Origin of the sequence: Okeania sp. SIO3I5, assembly GCF_010672085.1 — a bacterium.
Taxonomy (GTDB): Bacteria; Cyanobacteriota; Cyanobacteriia; order Cyanobacteriales; family Microcoleaceae; genus Trichodesmium.
Window position 1 is genome coordinate 1 of record NZ_JAAHHT010000012.1, and the last position, 25,344, is coordinate 25,344.

At 34.5% G+C, this 25,344-nt stretch carries 20 protein-coding genes, 1 other RNA gene and 2 pseudogenes; 7 read left to right on the forward strand and 16 right to left on the reverse strand.

Translation table 11 applies throughout. The annotated features are described in order from the left end of the window. Positions 1-308: 308 nt before the first annotated feature. The 5 genes from rsmI to F6K40_RS04355 all read right to left on the reverse strand — a co-directional run bounded on the left by rsmI (position 309) and on the right by F6K40_RS04355 (position 2,997). On the reverse strand, positions 309-1,148 hold the full coding sequence (gene rsmI, locus F6K40_RS04335) for a 16S rRNA (cytidine(1402)-2'-O)-methyltransferase (protein WP_293131887.1): 840 nt from the start codon (positions 1,146-1,148) through the stop codon (positions 309-311). A gap of 544 nt (positions 1,149-1,692) precedes the next feature. Then, entirely contained in the window at positions 1,693-2,124 is a 432-nt protein-coding gene (locus tag F6K40_RS04340) for a hypothetical protein (RefSeq protein WP_293131890.1), read from the reverse strand. A gap of 86 nt (positions 2,125-2,210) precedes the next feature. Beyond that, a complete protein-coding gene (locus F6K40_RS04345) occupies positions 2,211-2,582 on the reverse strand; it encodes a phasin family protein (RefSeq protein ID WP_293131893.1) in 372 nt (123 codons plus the stop codon). A gap of 28 nt (positions 2,583-2,610) precedes the next feature. Next, positions 2,611-2,707: signal recognition particle sRNA small type (gene ffs, locus F6K40_RS04350), an RNA gene on the reverse strand. Positions 2,708-2,730: 23 nt separating this feature from the next. Continuing rightward, the gene (locus F6K40_RS04355; RefSeq protein ID WP_293131896.1) at positions 2,731-2,997 is read right to left on the reverse strand and encodes a YciI family protein; all 267 of its coding nucleotides are present in this window, start codon (positions 2,995-2,997) and stop codon (positions 2,731-2,733) included. 32 nt (positions 2,998-3,029) lie between these two features. Between F6K40_RS04355 and F6K40_RS04360 the strand changes: the two genes are divergently transcribed. Beyond that, positions 3,030-3,584, forward strand: a complete 555-nt coding sequence (locus tag F6K40_RS04360) for a 2'-5' RNA ligase family protein (protein ID WP_293131898.1) — start codon at positions 3,030-3,032, stop codon at positions 3,582-3,584. Positions 3,585-4,041: 457 nt separating this feature from the next. On the opposite strand, the gene F6K40_RS04365 is transcribed toward F6K40_RS04360, so the two are convergent. Further along, complete coding sequence (locus tag F6K40_RS04365; protein ID WP_293131900.1) at positions 4,042-6,489, reverse strand: MinD/ParA family ATP-binding protein; 2,448 nt, start codon at positions 6,487-6,489, stop codon at positions 4,042-4,044. 10 nt (positions 6,490-6,499) lie between these two features. Then, entirely contained in the window at positions 6,500-6,811 is a 312-nt protein-coding gene (locus F6K40_RS04370; RefSeq protein ID WP_293131903.1) for a hypothetical protein, read from the reverse strand. A gap of 1,123 nt (positions 6,812-7,934) precedes the next feature. On the opposite strand from F6K40_RS04370, the gene F6K40_RS04375 reads away from it, so the two are divergent. Further along, the gene (locus F6K40_RS04375; RefSeq protein WP_293131906.1) at positions 7,935-9,344 is read left to right on the forward strand and encodes a DUF2157 domain-containing protein; all 1,410 of its coding nucleotides are present in this window, start codon (positions 7,935-7,937) and stop codon (positions 9,342-9,344) included. Positions 9,345-9,707: 363 nt separating this feature from the next. Next, positions 9,708-10,415, forward strand: a complete 708-nt coding sequence (locus tag F6K40_RS04380) for a GDYXXLXY domain-containing protein (RefSeq protein WP_293131909.1) — start codon at positions 9,708-9,710, stop codon at positions 10,413-10,415. Between the two features lie 41 nt (positions 10,416-10,456). Here the strand turns inward: F6K40_RS04380 and F6K40_RS04385 are convergent. The 5 genes and pseudogenes from F6K40_RS04385 to F6K40_RS04400 all read right to left on the reverse strand — a co-directional run. Next, positions 10,457-10,675: pseudogene (locus F6K40_RS04385) on the reverse strand (element excision factor XisI family protein); the annotation flags it as partial. 104 nt (positions 10,676-10,779) lie between these two features. Then, positions 10,780-10,950 (reverse strand): annotated as a pseudogene (locus tag F6K40_RS40635) (element excision factor XisH family protein); the annotation flags it as partial. 266 nt (positions 10,951-11,216) lie between these two features. Next, positions 11,217-11,420 carry an element excision factor XisH family protein gene (locus F6K40_RS04390; RefSeq protein ID WP_293131912.1) on the reverse strand — a complete coding sequence of 68 codons (204 nt, stop codon included), beginning with the start codon at positions 11,418-11,420 and terminating at the stop codon, positions 11,217-11,219. 603 nt (positions 11,421-12,023) lie between these two features. Further along, complete coding sequence (gene sppA, locus F6K40_RS04395) at positions 12,024-13,850, reverse strand: signal peptide peptidase SppA (protein ID WP_293131915.1); 1,827 nt, start codon at positions 13,848-13,850, stop codon at positions 12,024-12,026. A gap of 318 nt (positions 13,851-14,168) precedes the next feature. Next, positions 14,169-14,306 (reverse strand): hypothetical protein, encoded by a 138-nt coding sequence (locus tag F6K40_RS04400; protein ID WP_293131918.1) that lies wholly within the window; start codon positions 14,304-14,306, stop codon positions 14,169-14,171. Between the two features lie 1,783 nt (positions 14,307-16,089). Here F6K40_RS04400 and F6K40_RS04405 point away from each other — a divergent pair. Continuing rightward, positions 16,090-16,731, forward strand: coding sequence for a cupin domain-containing protein (locus F6K40_RS04405; RefSeq protein ID WP_293131921.1), 642 nt, complete (start codon positions 16,090-16,092; stop codon positions 16,729-16,731). Between the two features lie 197 nt (positions 16,732-16,928). Here F6K40_RS04405 and fni read toward each other — a convergent pair whose 3' ends face one another. From fni to alr, 4 genes are all read right to left on the reverse strand, one after another. Further along, complete coding sequence (gene fni / locus F6K40_RS04410) at positions 16,929-17,978, reverse strand: type 2 isopentenyl-diphosphate Delta-isomerase (RefSeq protein ID WP_293131924.1); 1,050 nt, start codon at positions 17,976-17,978, stop codon at positions 16,929-16,931. Between the two features lie 402 nt (positions 17,979-18,380). After that, positions 18,381-18,893, reverse strand: coding sequence for an N-acyl amino acid synthase FeeM domain-containing protein (locus F6K40_RS04415; protein WP_293131927.1), 513 nt, complete (start codon positions 18,891-18,893; stop codon positions 18,381-18,383). Positions 18,894-18,950: 57 nt separating this feature from the next. Next, a complete protein-coding gene (locus F6K40_RS04420) occupies positions 18,951-19,676 on the reverse strand; it encodes a class I SAM-dependent methyltransferase (protein ID WP_293131930.1) in 726 nt (241 codons plus the stop codon). A 614-nt stretch (positions 19,677-20,290) separates the two neighbouring features. Next, positions 20,291-21,502, reverse strand: coding sequence for an alanine racemase (gene alr, locus F6K40_RS04425; RefSeq protein WP_375340546.1), 1,212 nt, complete (start codon positions 21,500-21,502; stop codon positions 20,291-20,293). 392 nt (positions 21,503-21,894) lie between these two features. Between alr and F6K40_RS04430 the strand changes: the two genes are divergently transcribed. The 3 genes from F6K40_RS04430 (at position 21,895) to F6K40_RS04440 (ending at position 25,026) form a co-directional block, all read left to right on the forward strand. Next, on the forward strand, positions 21,895-22,392 hold the full coding sequence (locus F6K40_RS04430; protein WP_293131932.1) for an HNH endonuclease: 498 nt from the start codon (positions 21,895-21,897) through the stop codon (positions 22,390-22,392). Between the two features lie 894 nt (positions 22,393-23,286). Continuing rightward, complete coding sequence (sixA, locus tag F6K40_RS04435; RefSeq protein WP_293131935.1) at positions 23,287-23,787, forward strand: phosphohistidine phosphatase SixA; 501 nt, start codon at positions 23,287-23,289, stop codon at positions 23,785-23,787. Between the two features lie 96 nt (positions 23,788-23,883). Beyond that, on the forward strand, positions 23,884-25,026 hold the full coding sequence (locus F6K40_RS04440; protein ID WP_293131938.1) for a citrate synthase: 1,143 nt from the start codon (positions 23,884-23,886) through the stop codon (positions 25,024-25,026). The last annotated feature ends 318 nt before the right edge of the window (positions 25,027-25,344 follow it).

A 25,344-nucleotide genomic window follows, 5' to 3' on the forward strand; every position in this document is an offset into this window, starting at 1 on the left:
TATAGTTTTGAGTAGTCGATGAAAGATACTATCTGTTTGCCTTAATCTGAGAAATGCTACTATAGGACAACTCCAAAATTATCCTGATTTTTCAATTTTGAATTTGAGTTTTGCCGAGACTTGAGCCTAAATCTGCAACGTTATAGTTTTGAGTAGTCGATGAAAGATACTATCTGTTTGCCTTAATCTGAGAAATGCTACTATAGGACAACTCCAAAATTATCCTGATTTTTCAATTTTGAATTTGAGTTTTGCCGAGACTTGAGCCGAAATCTGCAACGTTATAGTTTTGAGTAGGAGGCCAATAACTATATTTTTAGAGCTATCTGATAAATTTTACTACGGGATAAGTTAATTTTTTGAGCAAGTTGGCGACTAGCTTGGGAACGGGAAATTCCTTGGGCAAAAAGTTCTTGTAACTCCTGTTTAATAGTCTCTTCTGATAATACTGGTAATTCTGGTTCAGCACCTGCAATGACAAGAGTAAATTCTCCTTTTGGTTGATTATTTTGATAATGAATAATTGCTTCTCCAACTGTTCCACGCCAAAATTCTTCATGGAGTTTTGTTAGTTCTCTTGCCAAAACTATTTTTCTATCTCTACCTAATACTTTTTCCAAATCTTCTAGAGTTTGTAATACTCTATAAGGAGACTCATATAAAACTACAGTTTCTAATGAATTAGATAATTTTTCTAGCTGTTCTTGCCGTGGTTTAATTTTGGTAGGTAAAAAACCAATAAATATAAATTTGTTGCTTGGCAGTCCGGAGGCACTTAATGCTGTAATACTAGCAGTAACTCCTGGTATTGGCACTACAGAAATATTTGTTTCAATACAAGCTTTTACTAATTCATATCCAGGATCTGATATTCCTGGCATTCCCGCATCGGTTACCAGAGCTATTGTTTTTCCTTGATTTAGTTTTTCTATTAATTCCGGTATGCGACTTTGTTCATTATGTTGATGGTAACTTAATTGTGGAGTTTGGATTTGAAAATGTTGCAATAATTTGCCTGTGTGACGGGTATCTTCTGCTGCGATTAAGTCTACTTTTTGTAATGTTTTAATTGCTCTAAATGTTGTATCTTCTAGATTGCCTATTGGTGTACCAACTATGTAAAGACTGCCTGAATTTACTTCACTCATAATTTGACTATCCTACTTCCTATAACTAATAACTGAAGAGGGTAACTTAATGCTCAAAAAAATCTAATATAAACTTATAAGCAAATTAATAATGAAGTTTTAACTATAATAGCTTTAAGTATTTCTGACCAAAAAATCAGCTCAATAACCTTTCCTTTTCAGGGGATGAAAAGAATAAACTTTAGTGCTGGGTAATGATAACTGATAACTGATAACTGAAGAGAGTGACTTCATGCTCAAAAATATCTACTTCAAACTTATAAACAAATTAATAATGAAGTTTTAGATATGATAGCTTTAAGTATTTCTGACCAAAAAATTGACTAAATAACCTTTCCTTTTCAGGGGATGAAAAGAATAAACTTTAGTGCTGGGTAATGATATAATAACTGATAACTGAAGAGGGTGACTTAATGCTCAAAAAAATCTAATTTAAACTTATAAGTTATAAGCAAATTAATAATGAAGTTTTAACTCTAATAGCTTTAAGTATTTCTGACAGAATTGATAATCTGTAACTTGATTAAGTTGCTTTATTCTTGGTTTAGTTAAAGCTACTATTACTTGATTCCCAGTCTGGACAACTTTCATCTTCTACACCATGAGGATGCATTGCACAAACTAATAGATTTCCTCCATAAACTTGACCATGATAGTTAATACATCCTCTACACGCTGGATGTTTTTCTAATGTAGGTTCTACACGATCAACTAAATAGTAATCTATATCTTCTTCTTCCTGTGTCTCAACATCAGAGTCTGAGTATACTTCAATGGTTGGATCAATTAAATCATTTAAATACTCATTTATTTCGGCAGCAATATTAATCTGTATTTCTTCAGTAATCTCCTCAGAGAGCTTTCCCCACTCATCAAAAACTTCTGAAATTTCTTCTGCCATTTCATTGAAAAAATTTTCTACCTCCAACACGGCAGTTTCAATTACTTCAAAGAAGTTTTTTGACCAATCTTCCATTATTACCTGTCTTTGCTTTGCTTTAAAATTATGAATACTCAGATTCCTTAAATCTTGCCATGAGCCATGATTTTTAGGTTATAGATTTAGTCTTTTTGTAGGCGACGTAATTCTTCTTGTAAGCTATTTACTTCTTGGCGCATTTTATCTACTTCTGTAGGATTATTATCTGATGAATTGTCATCCTCCGAAAGAATCTCTATACGACGTGGTTCATTAGGTCTTGTTTCTGGAGATGAATCTATAGGTGCTTGCTGCATAGCTTTATTCATCATATCTTCCACAAATTTACGAGCTTCTTCTGTGGACATTTCACCACGCTTAACCATTTCATCTGCCAGTTTTTGGGTTTCTTTCCTTAATTCTGTTAATTTCTGGTTGGCTTTCTCGCCTGCATAGGATGCTAATCCTACTCCTAGATAAACGGCCTTTTGAATAATTCCTCCGAAATTATCCATAACTATATATCCTGGCTCCTTGAAATTGGGTGACCCGGAGTCAACGCCTACCACAAGCATCCCGTGTTGCTGCTACCTTCCGGTCCTGACAAGGTTTGGGCGTTCTGGTCGCGCTGGTCCGAATCGTTTACTACTATAACACAAATTTTTATTCTGCAACTATACACCACTGAAAAATTTCATAAGTGACACAATTATTTTTGATGAGGGGGTCTTCAGCTACTATTTTTTCTGCTTCTGCCATAGATGCCGCCTCAAATAGTAACATTCCGCCTCCCATTTTTGCCCAGTAACCACTTTTGGCTTTATGTCCTTTAGCATTTAATTCTTGGACATAAGCTATATGGTCTGGTACATACTGGTCAAATATAGATTTTTCAACTATACCTTTTTCTATTTTGGCAAACCAAGGCATTTTATTTTTTTATTTTTTTATTTTTTTATTTTATGGGTCAATCAAAACGTTTATTATTTGTGGCTATTGTGCCACCTGAAAATATTCAAAACCAAGTTACGGAAATTAAGGAATATTTTGCTAGAGAATATAATAGCAGTCATGCTTTAAAGTCTGTGCCTCATATTACTTTACAGCCTCCTTTTAAATGGCCGACTGAAAATTTAGCTCTTTTGCAGGAATCTTTAGAGACTTTTGTTCAAAATTGCTCTGCTTTTCCGATTACTTTGTCTGGATTTGCTGCTTTTCCACCTCGTGTTATCTATATTAATGTTGTCAAAACTCCAGAACTTTTAAAAATACAAAAAGACTTAATTGGATTTACAGAAACTACTTTGGGAATTGTACATCCCGCTTCTAAAAGTCGTCCTTTTTCTCCTCATGTTACTGTAGCTTTTCGAGACTTAACTAAACAGAATTTTAGAGCAGCTTGGTTAGAATTTCGGGAGCGATCGCTTGACTTTGAATTTACAGTTTATCAGTTAACTTTATTAATTCATAATGGTAAGCGGTGGGATATTTGTAATGAGTTTCCTTTTCAGGGTTGAATAAATGCGGAATAATTTTAATAATTTTGCAGCATAGGTATCTTGCCTTTTCAAGTGGAAATTGGGTTTGGAGACCAAAACCCTACAGTTTTTTTTCAGCAATAAATAATTTACGATTACTATATTAGTCAAGCTACGTTTATTAATTATAATAAGCTTTAAATTACATCTCCTATATTTTTAACTCTTCTATTCCTAACAGAAATTTCTACATCATACCTAGACGAATCATTTCAAAACCATGAGCATATATATCCATAAATTTATAGCGTTTTTCTTTCTCCCGAAATTCAATAATACCTATTTCGTCCAGAAAAGAAACAAACTCTTCAAAATTTCCGACAACGTTTGCTGCTGAATTCTCCCATATTTGTTGTAATTCTTGTTTTTTTAAAAAAGCCGATTTGTCCTTAAGAGAATAAAAGAAATTATTTAGATTAGGATACTCTTCTTTAATTTATTCACATCGCTTTCTTGATGCTTCTTTTAACCCAAATTCTAGAGATTTTCCTTGCAATAAACGCTCTGCACTAATTTTAGTTGATGATTTTCCTCTGTAAGTTAATTCTTGTTCTTTTGCTGCTTCTAGTAATATACTTAAACTTCGAGGAAAAGTTGTACCACTTGAGTCTGTTAATCTTTCATAAACCCATTGAGATACTTTTTTCCCTCTTTTTCCGGCTCGCATACGGCTTCCCCACAGTAATTCTAATGCTTGATCGAGTTCTTCTTCATCTGCTAGATCAATACTTTCAATAGCAACAGGAGAAACTCGCTCAACTAAATTTTTGAAATCTTTAGACTGTATTGCCTGACGAAGCGCTAAACGTAAAAAGTCTATTTGAGTCCACTGTAAAATAATATCCCTTCCAGTAAAATGACTTTTATTATCAAAATTTAAACGATTCCAAATATCTTCTCTCAAGAAAATTTTAAATCTAATTTCCGTTAGTCTACTCGCATTACAAGACTGAACGAATTTAAATAATCCTGTTAATGCTTGTTGTCTTAATTCTCCTGCTTCTGAAAAATGTTCATCTAAATCATCGTAAAGAAACCACCATTTTTTAGAGTTGTCTTTCGCTTCTTTATGAAGAATAATATTTACTACGTCTTTTACTATCAGCCTTAATTTTGAGTTAGTAGATAATTCTAATAAAGCTTCAGTTGATTCAGATTGCCATATATCTTTTGGTAAATTATTAATTATTTTTTTCAACTCACTAAACTTTTCTCCTTGCTTATTTTCTGGAAATTTCAGTAATTCTTCCTGATAACATCTAAATAGTAAATAAGCTCTCCAAAAAGCTTCCCATGTTCCATTATTTTGTTGCAAATTTTGATGAATAATTTGAAATTCATCACTGCCGGGGGAATCTTTTCTAAATCTACCATGTCCCGACAAAAATAAGGTATTATCTAACCTTCCAGGAGCTAACATTTGAGCCAGCTCTTGATGTTTTAAAAATAACCAATATAGGGCAGTTTTACCTGTTCCTTTTTTTCCTCGAATTAGACAGGTTGTATCATCTAAAAATTTTTCAAAATCAGCAGTCCGCTGAAACAATAATCCTAAATTCTGATTAAGATCGGCTGCATTTACTTCAGGAAATTTTAGACTTTCAATAATTTCCCATCTTTTTTCAGCAATATTTAAAATACTACTGCGTTGAATTTCATCATTTTTTTCATCAATTAGGTTAGCAATTTTACTATAATAAACTTGCATTTCTAGTATGGGATAGCTATTAGCAAAGGCAATTGGTTGAAGATAAGGAACTATTAATAATTCATCATTTTCTGGTTGTTCGTTACTTGTATTTGAATCCTCTTCATCGGTATCATAGTTTTCATCTGTTCTATTTTTTATACTTTCAAACAATGACTTCCAAGTTTGTTTGACTTTATCTAAACCACTATTTTCCACATCAGGTACAGGAGAAAAAACAAAATTAATGGATAAATTTTTCAGACTTTGAAGAGATTCTAGTAGTACCTCTATTCCTTGTTTATTTTGTTTATTAGGAAAAATAAAAATAATTGCTTCATCAGCAGCTTGAATTAATGATAAAGCACCCCATTGATTAATCCCAGTTCTTGAGTCAATTAAGAGAATATCTGGTTTTAATTGTTCTTGAATTTCCTGCTTAAAAATAGACCAAAGATTTTTGTCTCCATCTATAACAGTTGTGGCATGAAGATCGTCAACTTTAGACACATAATCAAGACTAAGATATCCAGCAGGAACTACAAATACTCTCCCTGTGGCGTTAGGTATTTTAACTTCACTAAATATATCTGTAATTAAAATATTGGGGTCTACTTCTTCTGGTAAATAAGAACGTTCATAGAAATAATCAACAATTCCATATTTTGGTTGTAACTTAAGGTTAAATGCTGTACTTAAACCAGGTGCTTCTAGATCTAAATCTACAGCTACAACTTTACGACCTCGCATTGCTAAAATTGAGGCTACATGAGTTAATGCAGTAGTCCTTCCTACTCCTCCTTTAAAAGAATAAAATGTTACTGTTCTAGGTATACTAGGTTCTTTTTGGGGTAGTTGAAGTTGATTTTGTGGATTTGCTGCTTGGATAGCTAAATCTTGCCAAGTTACTAATGAAAATGTATCAGAAATTTGTGGAGGTGAAATATTTAGTGATTCAGCTTCTTGAGGTGTATATAAAGAAAGAAACCCAGGAGATAAATGAGGCACCTGAGATTCTAATAAGTTAGAAATTTCTTCTTTCCGCTGAGGGATAGATAAACCAAAAAAGCTGTTGCTAACTAAAGTTAAATTGAGCAAACCTGATGTGGAAATATTTACATCAACCCACTCTTGAGAATTTTGAATGTATTTGTCTTGGATATGTTGCTTTAGTAATACTTGCCAGTTTTCTTGCATTTTAAACTCCTTAAAGTGTAGTGGTTTGTTTCTGTAGCCATCCTATAAGCTTCTGATATGTGTTGAACCAGCTTTGATAATTTTCATTATTAACTTCAATACTAGAATAACGTATATCTATGAAATGTTGACCGATGGGGTTCTCAATTTCATCCAACCATTTTCGTACTTGAGGGAACTTATCAATTCTAGATTTAAGTTTATTATGTCGTTTTAATGCTTCTGTATAGCTATGTCCTGGATTAGTAAAAGTATGCCCTGGATTATTGTTATCTGTTTTCCATTCTTTAGTCGCACTTTTTGGTAAAGTGGCGAAAATCATTGCTTTTAATAAACACTCAATAGTTACACCTCGAAAGTGCATAGCTGCAATTTTTATTCCCGATTTATCTAATATTTCTGTATCAGAATAGCGTTCTAGAAAAGCCGCTTGTTCAACAATTAATAATTAATAATTAATAATTAATAATTACCTCTCCTTGAAACTGATAGGATTGACTAATTATGAAAATTTTTATTTATTATATCCTATCCAAGGGGAGGCTTTAAACCAGAATTTTTCGGTAATCTTCCATAAATCAAAACTATATTTTTTTGATAATTTAACTTTAATATTAAACCTTGGAGGTTTTAACTAATTCAGAAGTCAGAAGTCAGAAGTCAGAAGTTGTTTTTGTAACGGGGATTAGAGCAACACTTTAAAAACATTTCGCCTTAAAAGTCCTTGATATAAACCCAATTATTTTAGTAAGTTGCCAAACCTAACTCTAAAGTGTGGCAATTGAAAAACTGGCATCTTTATCTCAGAAGCAATTTACTATTTAAAGGAGAATTTAACTAATCTAACTTATAAATTATATAGCAATCCTAGATAGGTTTTCATTAATGGATAATCGATAATTACCTCTTTCTAAAAGGGAAAGGATTGACGCGGTAGGGAAAAAATTTATTTCTTGAGGGGAGATTGGATCTGGCGCCGGTAACCCATCCATCCCATCCTAACGGACTGCTCCGCTTGCCAACTGCTTTTTTGCCCTTGAAAGACGAGGTTATAAACCTAAATTATCTAATTATTTAATCGTTTAATTATTAATTATTTCGGTTAGATTTTATCTAACGGGGAAATTCCTTATGCGCTTGGGGAAAGGAGACCAAACCCCTACAGTTTTTTTCAGGAATGATTTATTATGGCTATATAAGTTGCCAAATCTAAGTATAACAAGCAAATTATCCTCCTAATATGTACTTTGTCAATCAGCTTTTATGCCAGTTTCGAGAAGTACAAGTTATACAATGTGGCAATTGAAAAACTGGCATCTCTCTCTCAGAGACGATTTACTATTTAGAGGAAAATGTAACTAACTTCGGTTCAATAATTATTAATTAAAAAGGAGATAATTTAAACCTTAATCATTAATGATTTAGTCAATAAAAATTAAAAACTAATGATTACAGAAAAGTTTCGTCGCCAACTCCGCCAAGAAGCGAAATTATGGCAAACAGAAGGATTAATTGATAATTATCTCTATCAACAATTATCAGAGCGTTACCAATTTGATTCTTTAGAAAAAGCTGCTAGTTCTCGCTTTATTACTATCCTTATTTCCCTGGGTGGTATTCTCCTTGGATTAGGTATAATCACTTTTGTTTCTGCTAACTGGCAACAATGGTCAAGGGAATTAAAAATAGTTATTTTGTTAACTTTATTTATCGGAGTTAATACCACTGGTTTTTATCTCTGGCGACAGCCAAATACTCCACCAAATACTATCAATAAAAAACAAAGATTAGGTCACGGACTATTAATATTTGGGGCATTACTTTTAGGAGCAAATATAGCACTAATGGCTCAAATGTTTCATATTGGTGGTTCTCCCTACGGATTATATATTGTTTGGGGATTAGGAGTTTTAGTAATGGCTTATAGTCTACAACTAAAAACTCTGGGAATTATTTCTCTTCTGTTAATAGGATTAGGCTATTTAATGGGGTTATCAACTGTATTTTACCCAGGAGAATTTTCCTGGTTACAGTTTATAATAGAATATATGTCTTTGGTAGGAATATTGTTGTTTATTCCCCTAGCTTACTGGTGCAATTCCCGAATAATTTTCTTTCTAGCTACAATGATCATTCTACTAGCTTTAGAAATTAGTCTGTTCCGAGTTTTTGATTTTTCAAATCATGGTTTATGGGGAGCGATCGCTTTAACTTTACCTCCTGCTTTATTGTGGGGATATGACGACATTATCTTGCCTAAAATAGATAGCAGAATTTTTCAACCTCTAACAAGAAATTTAGCTATTTGGTACTTGAGTATTGGATTTTTATTTTTGTCTTTTAGAGCAATTTGGCAGGATTTTCCATTTAGAAATTATTCGGAAACATCATCAGAAATTCACTGGTTAACTTTAGTTGAAGTTCTAATTTTTATAGGATTAACTATCTGGGAATGGTTGTTTTTAGCACGACCAAATAAAAGAGATTTTCAGAGTTGGCGATTAGATTTAGTTAGTGGTGTGATTTTAGGCTTTATTGTGGGAACAGCAATATTGTTTTTCTGGCATTTGAGTATTAATAAAATTCCAGAAATAGCAACTTTTATTATCAATATAGAAATGTTTCTTTTAGCAGCAGGCTTAATTAGGATAGGATTAATGCGAGGAATTAGAGGTACTTTTTGGGGTGGTTTAGTATTGTTGACTTTACAAATTGTTAGTCGTACTTTTGAGTACAATACTGGATTATTATTGAAGTCTTTTGTATTTATTTTATGTGGTGTAGGAGTAATAGCTGCTGGTTTATGGTATGAACATCATTTATCATTAGAAGAGGGAGTAGGGAGTAGGGAGTAGGGGAAAATAATTGATGAATAATAGTGCAATAATTAATTTTATTTTTTGTTATTGGAGATGTCTATTAGAAGAATTAGTAAGTAAGGAAAAATTTAGATAGTGTGGCAGGTATTTATCCACGATTTTTAATCTAATACTTCCTGATATATAAATTCTGATACTGGTAAGGTACAAAATTAGTTTGTAGAGACATTACATCCAACATCCCTACATAGAAACCGGGAAAAGTATTAAATTTACCACCATACTAACATCCACCTTCCATCAAGTCTGTTTCTGATAATAATCAACGCCCTAGGGGATTTGATATTACTTTTAACTTGGTAATTCCCGACAATTAAAATAAACAACAGGAGAACTAACATGAAAAATTTTAACCCTTTTAGTAAAAGTAATTTATCAACTAAAAATCAGGATAATTTTGAAGAGATAAATTTACTTATTAATCAAACGAAATCTTTGAAAAAGCAAATACCTATTTGGCGTTTTTTTCTACCTTTAACTTTGCAATTAGCATTAATTTTGTCAGTTCCAGCTCAAGCTATTTATACTCACATTACAGGTAGAACAGTTATTTTACAAACTGCACCTGTAGATCCTTATGATTTTTTACGGGGTTATTATCAGGTATTAAGTTATGACATTTCCCGCAAAGATAATTTGAGTAAACTTCCAGGTTGGGAGCAATTTGAATTGGAAACTTCCGGCAGATATTCTTCAGATAATCAAACTAATATTTATGTAATTTTAGTTGCACCTGAAAAAATAGAAAATTCAGAAATACCGAACGTTTGGAAACCTGTAGGTGTAAGTGCAAAAATGCCCGAAAATTTACCAGATAATCAAATAGCTATTCAAGGAAAATTTGATGGTTGGAGAGTTAAATATGGTTTAGAAACTTATTTTATGCCAGAGGATAGACGCACAGAAATTAATCAGGATATTTCCGAAGTACAACGTAGTGTTAATTCAGAAGGTGAAATACCCTTTGTCGTAGAAGTAAAAGTTAATTCTCAAGGTAAAGCTGTACCTTTAAGTTTGTGGGTAAGGGAGCAAAATTATAAGTTTTAATAGTTTTGTAGAATAGGCATCTTGCCTATTCATTATGTAAACTAATAATTTGACTGAGCTTCGCTGAAATGTTTAGCATTCATTTCCAATAAATGTCCTAAAATAATATTATTCTGAGGAATACCTTGATCAATTAAATCCTGAGTAATGCCACGTTCTATACCATCATATTCAACATACACTTTTCCCTCTCCTAAAGTAATATAAATAATATTTCCTCTAACTCGTTTGCCTCCGTTCCATCCCACTTGCATCAGAGCATAGCGATCGCGTCAGCGGAACGGAGTTCTATCGCTCTTTTGATCAAAAACAGTATCCAGTCTAATATTTCCATGAGAAGGACATAATTTAGCATATTTCCCAATTACTCGTTTGACAATTTCTCTATAGGTCTTTGGGGTATCCATTGTAAAACCTCGACTTTTTCTAAATCTACAACCAACAATTTCATAGGCAAATTATTAATTACTAATTCACCAAGAGATTCACTAAATAAATTATTATAAGTAGAGCTACTAATAGCTAAATAAATTTCTCTAACTGGGTCAAATCAATTCAAAATTCAAAATTATTAATTCAAAATTGTAACCTCTGCCTGTTTGCGCAGCATTCCGCAGGAAAGTCAGAGAGTTGAATACTTAATTAAACAATTATTGAAATTAAGGAATGAACCAAAATTTTTTAACTTTGAATTTTGAATTTTGAATTCAAAAAATGGTCAACTTCTTTAAGTAACAATTGATCAAGAATCTACTGCCCAATAGCTTGTTCTAAATCGACTACTGGAGAATTACCTCGAAACTATTTTATTTCAAGAGCAAGCTGAAAATTTCCTTTTTTAGCAGCAATCAAGTTTCCATTATTAAACTCGTGACTCGTAGCAGCTAAGTCTATAAACAAAAATCTTTCACCATAAGAAATTACATAGGGGTCATCTGTAATTTCCCAACCATCTTTAATAATTGCTTGCTTAACTAGATTGTGAATAGAATCTCTAGCAGACATTTAAAATTATCAAGCAATATTAACGCTAATAATTATATCATTTTAAGTAAGTCTGGATTAAGCTGTTTTTTAGTAGTCAGTAGTCATACAATTTCGACCTGATGTTGCGCTTAATAAAAGATAACAGTTATTAGTAAAATTAAGGTCTGGGTAAGAATTATTAAGCGCATTTTTACAGAGAAATGGTATCAGTAGAAGATACTTAACCACTTGTTTATATTATTGTCAAGAATTTGAAACTCAACTGCCTACACTATCCTCGAACCCTGTAGATACTTAGATTGTTGCAATTAAACCGACTTGATATTATATCATGTCCGGTAGCATCGGTATTGTATATAGAAGATAAGGAAGAAGTAGAGGCGATTTCCTAGGTCATGCTCCGCAAACGCGAATCGCCCCTACAAGAGAAGGAAAAATTTTACATGACGGTAGATATTTCCCCAACTTTTACACAAACGATACCAACGGACTTGATATTAAATACCATTTTTAACCATTAAACATTTCACGGAAGTTAAAAGCAGAACCCGCCAGAAGTGGGTGCGGGTTCCGCTAATTGAATGTTGATCTTATTAATTTAAACGTAGAACCAGTCCCTACTTAATCAATTCTCAAATTAAACGGCAAACGAGTATAAATCCCATAAGGATCGTTCATCGCTCTCAAACTACTTAACTCCTCCTGCAACTTTTGAAATTCTGCCGTTAACGGATCTAAAGGAATATTAGACACACCAACTTCCACACCAGAAAGACTTCTAAAAATCCGTTGTTCCAAACTACGAGACTTAGGATATTCCTCAACTTTCCAACTGTCTCCCAGTTCAGCTTTTTCCGCAGCAACTTTAATAGCAACTTCTATCCCACCAATTTCATCAACCAAACCTAACTCTTGAGCATCTGCACCAGACCAAACTCTACCTTGAGCAATTTCTGCTACTTTTTGCTTAGATAAATTACGAGTAGTTGCCACATTTGTAATAAACCGCTCGTAAATTGAATCCACCATATTTTGAATCAAAGCTAATTCTGCCTCTGTTTTAGGACGAGAAGTAGTATTCAAATCTGCAAACTCACCAACTTTCACTACATCCCAAGTAATCCCATTTTCATTAGCTAGTTCTTGAATATTGAACAACACACCAAAAACCCCGATCGAACCAGTAATAGTATTTGCCTCAGCAACTATTCGATCTGCATTCATAGAAATCCAATACCCACCAGAAGCAGCTATATTACCCATAGAAACAATCACAGGTTTTTCCTTACTAATAAGTTTAACTTCCCTACTAATAACTTCAGATGCTGAAGCACTCCCTCCTGGACTATTAACTCGCAACACCACTGCCTTAACTTTATCGTCAAGTCGTAGTCGTCGCAATTCCCTTGCTAGGCGATCGCCTCCTACCTGTCTAGGAGTACCAATACCATTAACTATTTCTCCTTCAGCGTAAACTACAGCAATTTTATTTTTGCTTTTAACATTTCTGCTGAGAGTTTCTGCAACTTTTGGTACATTCCCATAGTTGTTGAAACTAATTTGTCTGAAAGTCCGATCGTCCTCTTCTTTGCCAGTTAGTTCTTTAAGTTTTGTTAACACTTCATCGTAGTAGGCAACTTGATCTACTAATTTAGAGTCTAAACCGGTATTTGCCATCAATATACCTTCATTATTAGCGATCGCTTGTAAATTCTGTACTGTTAACCCTCGACTTGTAGCAATTGTTCGCAGATATTGACCCCAAATGTTCTGTAATAATTGGAGAGTTTGCTGTCGGTTCTCCGGACTCATTTTTTCTAGGGTAAAAGGTTCAACGGCAGATTTATATTTACCTACTCTCGTTACCTGAACTCCAATGCCGAATTTATCCAACGCCCCAGTTAAGAACATAGTTTGAGAACTTAAACCATTGAACTCAAAGACACCAAAAGGATTAATCACAACTTCATCTGCTACAGAAGCTAAATAATATTCTCTTTCTGTCCAGTCCATATCATAAGCAACGATAGTTTTGCCAGTTTCTCGGAACCTTTGAAGTGCTTGCCGTATTTCTTGTAGATTTGCTAATCCTGTTACTCCTGGAGTGTTGCTACCTTTAATGTAAATGCCGATTATTTTTTCATCTTGGGCAGCAGCATTGAGAATATTAATTGCTTTTCGGAGAGTAATGGTTGTAGGTTGGTCGCTGGATAAAGCTTCTTGGAGTGCTTCACCAGTAGAGGAAATGGGTCGAGTGTCTGTAATATTGGTAGCGAGATCGAAGACTAAGATTGATTTATCTTGAACTTGTGGACCTAAGTCTTTGGTTTTACTAGCGATGGAAACGACAAAAAATATTAATCCGCCAAATCCTAAGCCTATAGTTAGAGTAATCCCAAGTATACTACCAATTAGACTAGCAAAGGTGTATTTTAAGAAATTCTTCATTTTTCTAGTGGGAGTTGTTAATGTAGGAAATTAACTAATGGTATTAGTTTATATTCGTCTTTATCGTAACTAAAAATATATAAAACTTTGCAAAATTCACTAACTGCATTAAATTTTAAATTACAAAACTTATCAAATAGTTGTAAAAAACCGTAATTTATGCACTCTCCTACGTAAACGTAAAAAAATATACATATAAATCCTAGTGTTCATACATAACTACAGACTTTTTTCACATACCTGACAAGAGAAGATTTATTTATATTTATTATTGTAGCTATGAATTAAAACTATATGTTTCAAATATTTGGTAGTGTATCAAGGAAGTGTTGGAAGGGTGGGAACTGTGGGAGGTTTGCTCCGAGTGGGGAGACGCTCGAAAGTAGGAGAAATAATTCTATCTGTATCTTTTTGTACTTGTCTGCCTTTCGTCCTAAATGTTTGGTCTTGTACCATTTTGATAAATGTTTGCTACAAATAACTGGGGGATTGTTTAGGAGTCAGGAGTCAGGAGTCAGGAGTCATAATGAATGGCTTCAATACGACTTTTTAGGTCGGAAATCATCTTTTTGTCAAATGGATGTCTCCTGAAAATTATTTTTATCGCTCTTACTATTCGTAAAATTCTTTTTTCATGCATGGTCTTATAGCGCTACGCATTAAGGTTAGGACATTCCTAAATCTTGTTTGCGGAGCATTTCCCTACACGAAAAACCCTTTGAGAGTTTACTATTCCCTCTCTTGGTCAGCATTCCCCCACAGGAGTGCGCATTCCCTCTCTTGGTCGATTGAATAAGGCGTTTAGCTAACGCAAAACTTTCCTAACGGAATGCTCCGCTTGCCGACTGCAAGCGAGCTGTCGTCGTCGCGGGGTCGCACCGCTTGCGTCTGTCGGCGAGGCGGGGTCTGACCGCTTGCGCCTATCGGCGACGCGGGGTCGCACCTCCCTATTCCCTATTCCCGTTTCGCGTAGCGCTATAAAGGCTGAAAAATTTGCACTTTTTTTCCTGCAAAAAGGCGCTAAACCTTTATATATCAGTGCTTTTAAATTAGATTTGCCAGCCCTACGCAGGCGAATCCCACACTTTGCTGAGGCACAACCCAAATGTTTATTTGACTGACTTTTATAGGGCTTTTCATTAACATAGAATACAGATATTATGGTTTAAAAGTATTTCTGCTGAGGCCAGAAGCGAGTGCTAATTAGTGAGATATCCATTTCCTGCGGAAAGACTTCGCCAACAGAATGTAATACCAAATCGTCCTTAGTGAGGGGATATTTTTTAGGTAGTCCTGCATTGTAATGGTGAAAATGTATATTAGACTTGTCGCTAAATAGAGGGAAAAAATCGCTCAAACTCAGGCAGAGTAATAATTCCAGGCACTTGAGGCTATTGATGGCTATAATCCTTACATATCAAGGGTTTTGAGGATTTTTTAATTTATAAAGCGACAAGTCTATTTTTTAATTTCTTCCCACACCTCCCACACCTCCCACACCTCCCACACCTCCCACACTTCCCACACTCTCTCTACCATTCCTCAGCACCACCACCATTTTTTAAAGTTACAGCCATTGCTACATCAGGGATTTGACGATGGGATAAGTCTGCTTTTATACCCGGATTTGGTATAAGACGCACATCTGACAGGCAGAAGCAATGCAAGTCTACCTTTGTGAAAACCGCTATAAATCTATTTATATTTATATTTATTATTGTAGCTATAAATTAAAGTTTTATTTCCTTCAAATATTTATTTGACTGACTTTTAAATCTATGTTGTTTTTTTAAACTGTTTTAAATAAAAATTTATCGATCCCTAAAAATTTACGTAAATAGATTAAAGTTGCCAAAAAAAATATTTAGGAGATAGCCTAAATTATAGGTAATAAGTTTATTTGGAACATTAAAATGTAAGTATAAAATTATACTCAATTTTCATAGTTGCAGAATTTTTTTGAACCCGATAAAGTAGATAATTAAGACAGTCAAAGTTGAAAATGAATGAAAAATTTTGGCGAAACCAATATAAGAGAGCAATAAGTTGGAAATTACTCGGTTCTCACAGCAAATTGAGTTCAATCAAAAACTACAGGACTTAGGCAGTACCACTATATATGGTCTATATTTTGGTCAATATTCCCGATATTTACACTATCATTAGTGCCCTTGGGTAAGTCCTCAACTAGACTGTTATTTAAGATTCAACAATAATATAAGTCAATAAATCAATCAAAATGACAATCACAAAAGAAATAGCTACCAAAGATTTACTGAAACTTCCAGTGGGAGACAAACTTAATAATCTAATGACAATAAAGGTACAAGAGGACTTATTAGCTGGACAATTTTCAATTATGGAGTCTAAAATACTGGCAAAAACAATGGTTGCTCCCCATTACCACGAACATCAAGCGCAAGTTGTATATGTAACTTCTGGAGAGCTAGAAGTTGAAGTTGGAGGCGAAAATGGAACTAGATTCACTGCTCCTGCGGGTAGTTATATCACCTTACCACGGCAAATATATCATTGTTTCTGGAACGCTACCAATGAAGTAAGTACATATATTGCAATTACAGGAGGATGTGGTTTTGAGGAGTACATTGATGATATTAATGATGGATATCTTTCTCCAAAACCTACTCAGTTAGGAATTAAAGAAGCAAAAGATATACATAAGATTTTTTTTGATGTTGAGCGTATTCCAGGAATGTTAAAAAAATATGGTTTAAAAGGATTACATGGAATGCCACCCGGATACAAATCGGAAAATTATAGCACTTTTGAAGATGGTGAGGTACAGTCCAAGATTAATCTTTCTTTCCTATTTACTAAACTGATAAAAATTTGTACCTCACTAACTCCGAAACTGCTGTAAGCAAGAGAAACTGTCACTTTATGAGAAATCTACTGTCAGAGTAGGCTTTCAGTTTAGTCAATTTAGTTTAACAAACAAATAATGACAATATTTTGTAACAAAATATTTCAACTCTTAATTTCCCCCCTATTTTCCTAACCTCTACTTAACTTCCATCCCTTGTCTCAAATAGACTCTAGTTATTATATATTCAATATTTAGTAGATTCTGGAGGTTAATTTTTCTAAGGTTTGAGATTTTTTGAGTTTAGATAAATCAGAATTACCCGTACAAAATAGAACTGTCGTTATTTCTGCAATTAATATATCTACTAATAAATTCAGAGATTCTTCTGATTCCGCTGCTGCTTGGAGAAATGGCAAAGCTAAACCACCTAAGTCTGCACCTAGAGCGATCGCCTTTGCCACATCCAATCCATTTCGTAATCCTCCAGAAGCAATTAAAGGAATCTCAGAGTTCAAACTGCGGATCGCATTAATACATTCTGCTGTCGGTAAACCCCAATTAGCAAAAGTATTTCCTAACCTACGTTGACGAGTATCAAAGCTCCGTTCTCCTTCAATTTTGGCCCAAGAAGTCCCTCCTGCTCCTGCAACATCAATCGCTGCTACTCCAGCATCAATTAGCTTTTTGGCCATTGAACCAGAAATACCATTACCTACCTCCTTAGCAATTATCGGCACTGGAAGTGAGTAACATAATTTTGATATTTTGTCCAAAAGACCTCGGAAATTAGTATCACCTTCAGTCTGAATACACTCTTGGAGAGGATTGAGATGTAAAATTAGGGCATCTGCTTGTAAAATATCAATCGCTTTTTGGCACTGTTCAATGCCATAATCATAATTTAATTGGACAGCTCCTAAGTTAGCAAACAACAGAATATCAGGAGCAAGCGATCGCACTGCAAAAGTATCAGCTACCTGGGAATTTTCTACAGCGACTCGTTCTGAACCAACTCCCATTGCTATTTTATAGTGTTGGGCAACTTTGGCTAATCGATAATTAATCATTTTTGCTTGTTCGGTGCCACCTGTCATCGAAGATATTAATAATGGCGCACCTAGTTGCTTCCCAAGAAATGTGGTTGTGATGTCTATTTCACTGCGGTTTAGTTCTGGTAAACAGCAGTGGGTAAAACGGTAACCGTCTAACCCATTGGTTGTGTTGTTAAATTGAACATCTGATTCTAAACAGATTCGTAGATGATCTGCTTTGCGGGATTGAGTTTGTGAGATTGAGTTCATCAGTTTTGTTATTACAAATTTTGACAGAAGTTAATCAAAAGACTTACTTTATCTCAATATACTATTTATACTGCTAGGGAATAGGGAATAGGGAATAGGGAATAGGGAATAGTAAACTTTCAAAGGGTTTTCCTAGGTCATGCGGAGCAAACAGGATTTAGAAATGTCCTAATCTTTGCTTCGACTGCTATATAGTATTTAGCAAATTGGGTAACGTATTTATGCAAAATTAATTACACAGACTCTAGGTGCTTAAAAGCCTATATAGTAAAAATCATAGAGAAGAAAATAAGGTAATTAATTTTGCCTAGGCACTTATCAGCATTTTGAATAACTAGACTGGACTTTGGCAAAATAAGTATTTTTTAGGGAAAAGAAACTCGCTATCAGGGATCTTTCTCATCAAACAGGCGTTTGCATTGGGATAATAACTGACTCTTCCTTGTGGGAAGACTTAACAGTGGAGTCATAGAGTGGTTCCCCTACCTGTGAGAAACCATACCTTTTAAACAAAGATATATTACGAGGCAAAATTGCAACAATTAGATTAGAAGCATTGTAATTCTGTTTGGCAGCATTACGAGCGGAAGAGAAAACCTTGCTAAAAGGAATTTTACCTCGCTTTTCTTTAACTAAGACTAGACGTGACATTTCACAAACCTGGTTTCGATCTAGTTGCTTAAGGTTAAATCCAGTTTCCTGTATTGGCAGTCCGAGAGAGGTATTAGGGACAATACGGTAAGTTCCGACAACAACCTTGGAATCAATAATTTGCATATAGAGTGATAAGCGATCGTAGTCATCAGGTATTTTCATTCCGAACAAATTTAGTTCGTGATGAAAGATTGCTATTTGCATCTGATGGCAGACATTTAATTGCTCAGAGGTACTAATCTGCTGAATGGAAATGCTCATGGATAGTCTTTTTGTATTACTAGACTTTGTTGAGAAAGTTTTCAGGATTGAAATTGATTATCGCTTTTTGTAAATTGCGAAGCGATCGCCATTGCTAGTACCTTGGAAATCAAATCCCGCCTCACTTAATAATTTTCGAGAAATCTCTGGTTTGAAACAGGTAATCTTGATTTGCTCTTGAACCACAATTTCCCCTTCTTTCTTGAATAAATAGCTCTTCAGAAGAGTATGATAATCTGCCGTATTTTCTACTTCTTCAATAGACTGGGAATAGATTATCCCCTCACCTAAAGATTGTTCATAGTTTTGATGTGGTTTTTGCAGATGTAATAATAATAACCCTCCTTCTCGTAAGTGGCGAGCTAAATTTCTTAATCCTTGAGTGTTAGCTTCAACTCCTGAAACATGGCCTCCAAATTCCCATTTATATCGATCGCCTAAATCAAGAATTCCCCACACTCCTCCATTAGATATGGCCACATCAAATTTTGTATCTAAGTCCATTGTTACTGCATCAGCTTCAATTAATTTAACCCGATTTGCCAAACGTTTTTCAGCAATTTGAAGTAAGGAAGCAGTAAAATCAACTCCCGTAAACTCGCAGGTTGGATCGATATTGATGTACTCTTGTGCTAGTAACCCTGTTCCTACACCTAACTCGATAATCTGACAACCATTCCCCAGAACTGAATATACTTCCTTAGCGATATCCAGGTAGTCGTAATAACCAGAAGTTACCCACAAATCGTAATACTCAGTAAACCCTGTATATTGATTGTTCATTTTTATTTTTATAAACTAAACCAGTCAATAAATAACATAAAATAGTGGTGTTGCACAATTAAAAACTATCAAATCCAAACATTTGATATTTTTAGATAATTCTTTACCTTAACCTTAATATATGTATAGTTTAAAATCTATTATCATTTTTTAATGTGTAACTCCAAAATAGTAGTGGTACATTGTAATTATTACGAGAGCATTAAATAATATTATTTAGTAGTATTTCTAAGTAAAAAAATATAACAATCATAAATATTTATTTGCTGGAAGTTTTCTAGAATAAACATAAGCGTGAAAATTAAAAATTCAATCAATTACTATCCATAAATTATCAATTATATCTCCCTGTTCCCTGTTCCCTATTTTCCCGAGAGGTCTAATATTAATTCTCATTTATCATTCATTTATAATTAAGAAATTATAGAAATGTAAGTAGTGATCTAAGAAATATTTTATCGAACATATCTACATTTTTTTGACAACTGATAACTGATATCATGTCCGGTTGAATAATTAGATTTTAGTAGAAGGAAGGCAGAAGGTTTTCTCCCATTGTTATCTTAATTTTATACACGCTCCGATGCTACCGGACATGATATGACATAATATTTCTAAACAGCTACACGAGGTAACCTATTTTTAAAACTACAAAGAATTTCCCAAGAAATAGTTCCTAAAGTATTTGCCCAGTCTTCAGCAGAAATTTGATGTTTACCAACCTCTCCCAATAATGTCACCACTTCACCTGTTTCTAGATCGGGAATAGCACTCACATCCAGCATCAACTGATCCATTGTAATAGCTCCCACTTGCGGAATTAGGCGATCGCGCACAATAACTTTCATCTTATTGGAAAGGTTACGAGGTACACCGTCAGCATAACCAATACTCACTACTGCCAAACGCATCTGTTTTGGAGCAATAAACTGATAACCATAACTAACACCAGTACCTGCTTCAATAGTTTTGACTTGTGTCACTCTAGCTTTTACTTGCATCACTGGTTTTAAGTCAATTTTCTCCTGTAGATGAGGTGCTGGATATAAACCATAAATAGCTAAACCTACTCTCACCATATCATAGTGCAAAGTAGAATCAGTTAAAGTTGCTGCCGAGTTAGCTAAATGAAGTCGTATATCCCCAGGAAAACTTTTGCCATTAATACCACATAAACCTATTGCTTCCTCAAACCTTTGATGCTGTTGTCTCATTACTGTCTGATCAGGGTTATCTGCTGTAGCTAAGTGGGAATAAATACTAGCAATTTTTAAATTTGGTAACCTCTGCACAAATTGCACAAATTCCACTGCTTGTTGCCAAGGTGTTCCTAAACGAGACATTCCCGTATCCAATTTGAGATGTATTGGCATTGCCTCAGTGTAATAGGAAAGAGTTTCCGAGAAAACTAAAGCTTGTTGAGGCGTACAAATAGTTGGTTGTAGTTGCCAGTGAGCGATCGCCTGAATTTGTGCTCGTCGATCTGTTGCACCTAAAATTAAAATTGGTGCTGTAATTCCAGCTAACCTTAATTCTATTCCTTCTGGCACTGTCGCTACTGCCAACCAATCTGCACCAGATTCTAAAATAGTTCGAGATACTTTACACGCTCCATGTCCATAAGCATCTGCTTTTACTACTCCCATTAATTGAGTTTTAGCTGATAAAAGAGTTTTAAGTTGTTGAACATTATAAGTCAATGCCCGATCGTTAATTTCTATCCATGCTCTTTGGCAAATACCTCCATAAGCATCACTTTCTATTGCTCTCTGATTTAAACTTTCTATTGCCATAGTTTTAAAAGAAGCATTTTCCCAGCTCAACATTTTTGCTCACTCCTCAATCAGTTAAATTTTTCATGGCATTGGTGATAGGTGACTATGATTTTTCAAGTGTAGAAACCGGGTTTCTATTAGATATCTCACTACACTGAATCTATCTCCAAAAAACCCGATTTCTGATAAAACGCTCCTTAGATTTCATAACTCAATTAACCAACGCCAAATTTTTCATTTATTAAAACAATCTACTGTCAAAATTTATCAAATCAGGTTATACATAATAAAATTAAAAAGATTATTTTTAAAAAATCAAAAAATATATTTTTTGAGATTTATAAATATTTTTTAGTGGAAAACTTCTTAACCTAAAATTTTGTCCCAGATCAAGAATTAATTGTGCTAATATCTGAGAAAATATTCTCTTTTCAGAAATATCAATGGCCAATGTTTTAGTGTTGAACGCTTCTTACGAACCGCTCAATATCACGAGTTGGCGACGAGCGATCGTCTTGTTGCTCAAAGGTAAAGCGGAGCAGATTGAACATAACGGAACATACGTTCTGCCAGATATTCCCTTACCGACAGTCATCCGACTGCGCTACTATATCCGGGTTCCTTACAAAGATATTCCTTTGACGCGCCGAAATATTATGCACCGAGATGGTAATTCTTGTCAATACTGTGGTTATGTGGGTGATGATTTGACTTTAGATCATGTAGTACCGCGATCGCGTGGTGGTGGTGATACTTGGGAAAACCTAGTGACTGCCTGTGTTCGCTGTAATGTAAGAAAAGGAAGTCGGACTCCTAGAGAGGCTAATATGCCTTTGCGTTGTCCTCCTCGAAAACCCTACAGTGGTCTTTACTTTGAATTGACTAAACACGTTAAAAGTGGTAAGAATAAAGAATGGCGAAAATATGTTATTGGTCTGTAAAACCCCTGCCGGTCTGAGCGCAGGGGTTTTTTGTTTCAATTCCCCTGCTCCCCACAAGGTTTTCAGGAGTTCCTGATTAGGGATAGATAGAATAGGGAGGCTTGACATAAGGAATATTCTCTTTTTTTATCCCCTTAAAACCCACATTCCGCACGACAAAATGTAGTATAGGGGAAGGAGTCAGGAGACAGGAGACAGGAGACAGGAGGCAGAAGAAAACTATAGTGGTCAATAGGAGTTAACTATTCAGTAAGTATTTATGCTTAACATTTCACTGATAATTTGACTCGTGATCGAGGTAAATGAATAGCATTTATATAGTATAAATACTTAAGCAAGCTACAGATTTTATACTGATTTTTATGTTACAAATTGAAGTGGGGAATGTAGGTTAAAAGGGCAGGCTGTAGACCACAATTTTTCGGTAAAATTACTTAAGCGATCAAAAAATGTATTGAAAAATATATTTTTCTCCGGCAAAAACCTTTCAAAGACTTACTGATAACTTGTCTATAATGCCCAAGTTTTATTAGGTTCAGAATCTGTTTGACTTAACAAAAAAATAGTTGATAATCTGGTTGGAGATGATTTGATTGTACGCTAAAAAACTTGAATTAAAACTAAGTTTTAACCAAGCCTCTTCTTTTTAAGAAGACGTAATTATTAATTATTAATTATTCTCAATCTCTGGCAATTTTTGGTAAAAACTGAAAAAAATAGCGGGATATTTTTGACTTAACAAAAAGATAGTTGATAATCTGGTTGGAGGTGATTTGATTGTAAGGCAAAAAACTTGGGTTAAAACTAAGTTTTAACCAAGCTTCTTCTTTTTAAGAAGACGTAATTATTAATTATTAATTGTTAATTATTAATTATTCTCTACTCCCTAAAAATATGAGTACAAATATTTATTTTATTCGTCACGGTATAGCAGGCGATCGAGAAAATTATGCCACAGATGAAGAACGTCCTTTGACAGAAATAGGCGATCGCAAAACTAATAAAATTGCTCAAAAACTTAAACAAATAGGTCTTGATTTTAACCTAATTCTTACCAGTCCTTTAGTTAGAGCAAATCAAACTGCTAAAATCCTTCAAGCTAATAAATTAAGTGCTAAAATAGAGAAATTTTCACCTTTAGCTCCTGCTGGAGATATTAATCTCTGGCTACAATGGCTAGAAACATGGCAACCTCAAGAAAATCGGGAATTAGCCCTAGTTGGCCATCAACCAGACTTAGGAAACTGGGCAGAAATTCTGGTCTGGGGAGAAACCAGAGAAGTATTAATACTCAAAAAAGCAGGCGTGATAGGTATTTCTTTACCTGAAATTGGTTCACCAGTAGGCAATAGTCAAATGTTTTGGCTCACAGCGCCAAAATTTTTACTAGATTAACCAGAATAGTTAATAGATTATTGTCAAAACAGCAACATAACTAACCTAGTTGATAATGTAGCTTGAGAATATTCTAATCAAGTAAAGAGGATCGTCATGTCTGCTGTCTGCATAGAATTTAAGCCAGGTTTAGAAGGTATTCCCGCTACTCAATCAAGTATCAGCTACGTCGATGGACAACAAGGGATACTGGAATACCGAGGCACTAATATTGAGGAGTTGGCAAAAAAGAGTTCTTTTCTAGAAACAGCATATTTATTAATTTGGGGTAATCTTCCTAGCAAAGAAGAATTAGATAGCTTTCAAGAGGATATTCGTTATCACAGAAGAATTAAATATCGTATTCGGGACATGATGAAATGTTTCCCAGAAACTGGACATCCTATGGATGCTTTACAAGCTTCAGCAGCAGCTCTAGGTTTATTTTATTCTCGTCGCGCTCTTGATAACCCAGAATATATTAGATTTGCGGTAGTAAGGTTATTGGCTAAAATTCCCACAATGGTAGCTGCTTTTCAGTTAATGCGTAAAGGTAATGACCCCGTACAACCAAGAGATGATTTGGACTATGCAGCTAACTTTTTGTATATGCTCAATGAAAAGGAACCTGATCCATTAGCAGCAAAAGTATTTGATGTTTGTCTGACTCTCCATGCTGAACATACTATTAATGCTTCTACATTTTCAGCAATGGTAACTGCTTCTACTTTGACTGACCCCTACGCTGTTATAGCTTCAGCAGTGGGGACTCTTGCTGGCCCACTACATGGAGGAGCAAATGAAGATGTGATTACTATGTTGTCTGAAATTGGTTCGGTAGAAAATGTTAGACCATATCTAGAAAAATGTTTGGAGACTAAGGCTAAAATTATGGGTTTTGGTCACCGAGTTTATAAAGTGAAAGACCCAAGAGCAATTATCCTTCAGGAAATAGCAGTAGAGTTATTTGAAAAGTTTGGCTACGACAAATATTATGAGATAGCTTTGGAAATGGAAAAGGCTGTGGAGGAAAAACTAGGACATAGAGGAATTTACCCAAATGTGGATTTTTATTCTGGTCTTGTTTATCGGAAATTAGGTATTCCTAGCGATCTATTTACACCTGTATTTGCCATTGCTCGTGTAGCTGGTTGGTTAGCTCACTGGAAAGAGCAATTGGCAGCTAATCGGATTTTCCGTCCGACACAAATTTATACGGGAGAGCATAACGTTTATTATACCCCTATCCAAGAACGTTAAGTATTTAATAATGGATAATGGATAATTGATAATGGATAATTAATAGACCTTTCCAAAAATCAAAAATAAAATCAATTTTTACCCATAAATTATCAATTACTTCCCCCTATTGCCTATTGCCTGTTGCCTGTTGCCTGTTACCTAATTCTCTATTTCCTCTTTTCTGGAGATTTCTAATAGTTCAGAAATTGTTTTTTCGGCTTTCTTCTACATTAAACGGTACAGGAAATGAAAAGTTTAGCTTTTCTAGAAGAAATAGTTAGAATTGAGAATTCAGAATTGAGAATTCAGAATTGAGAATTGAGAATTCAGAATTCA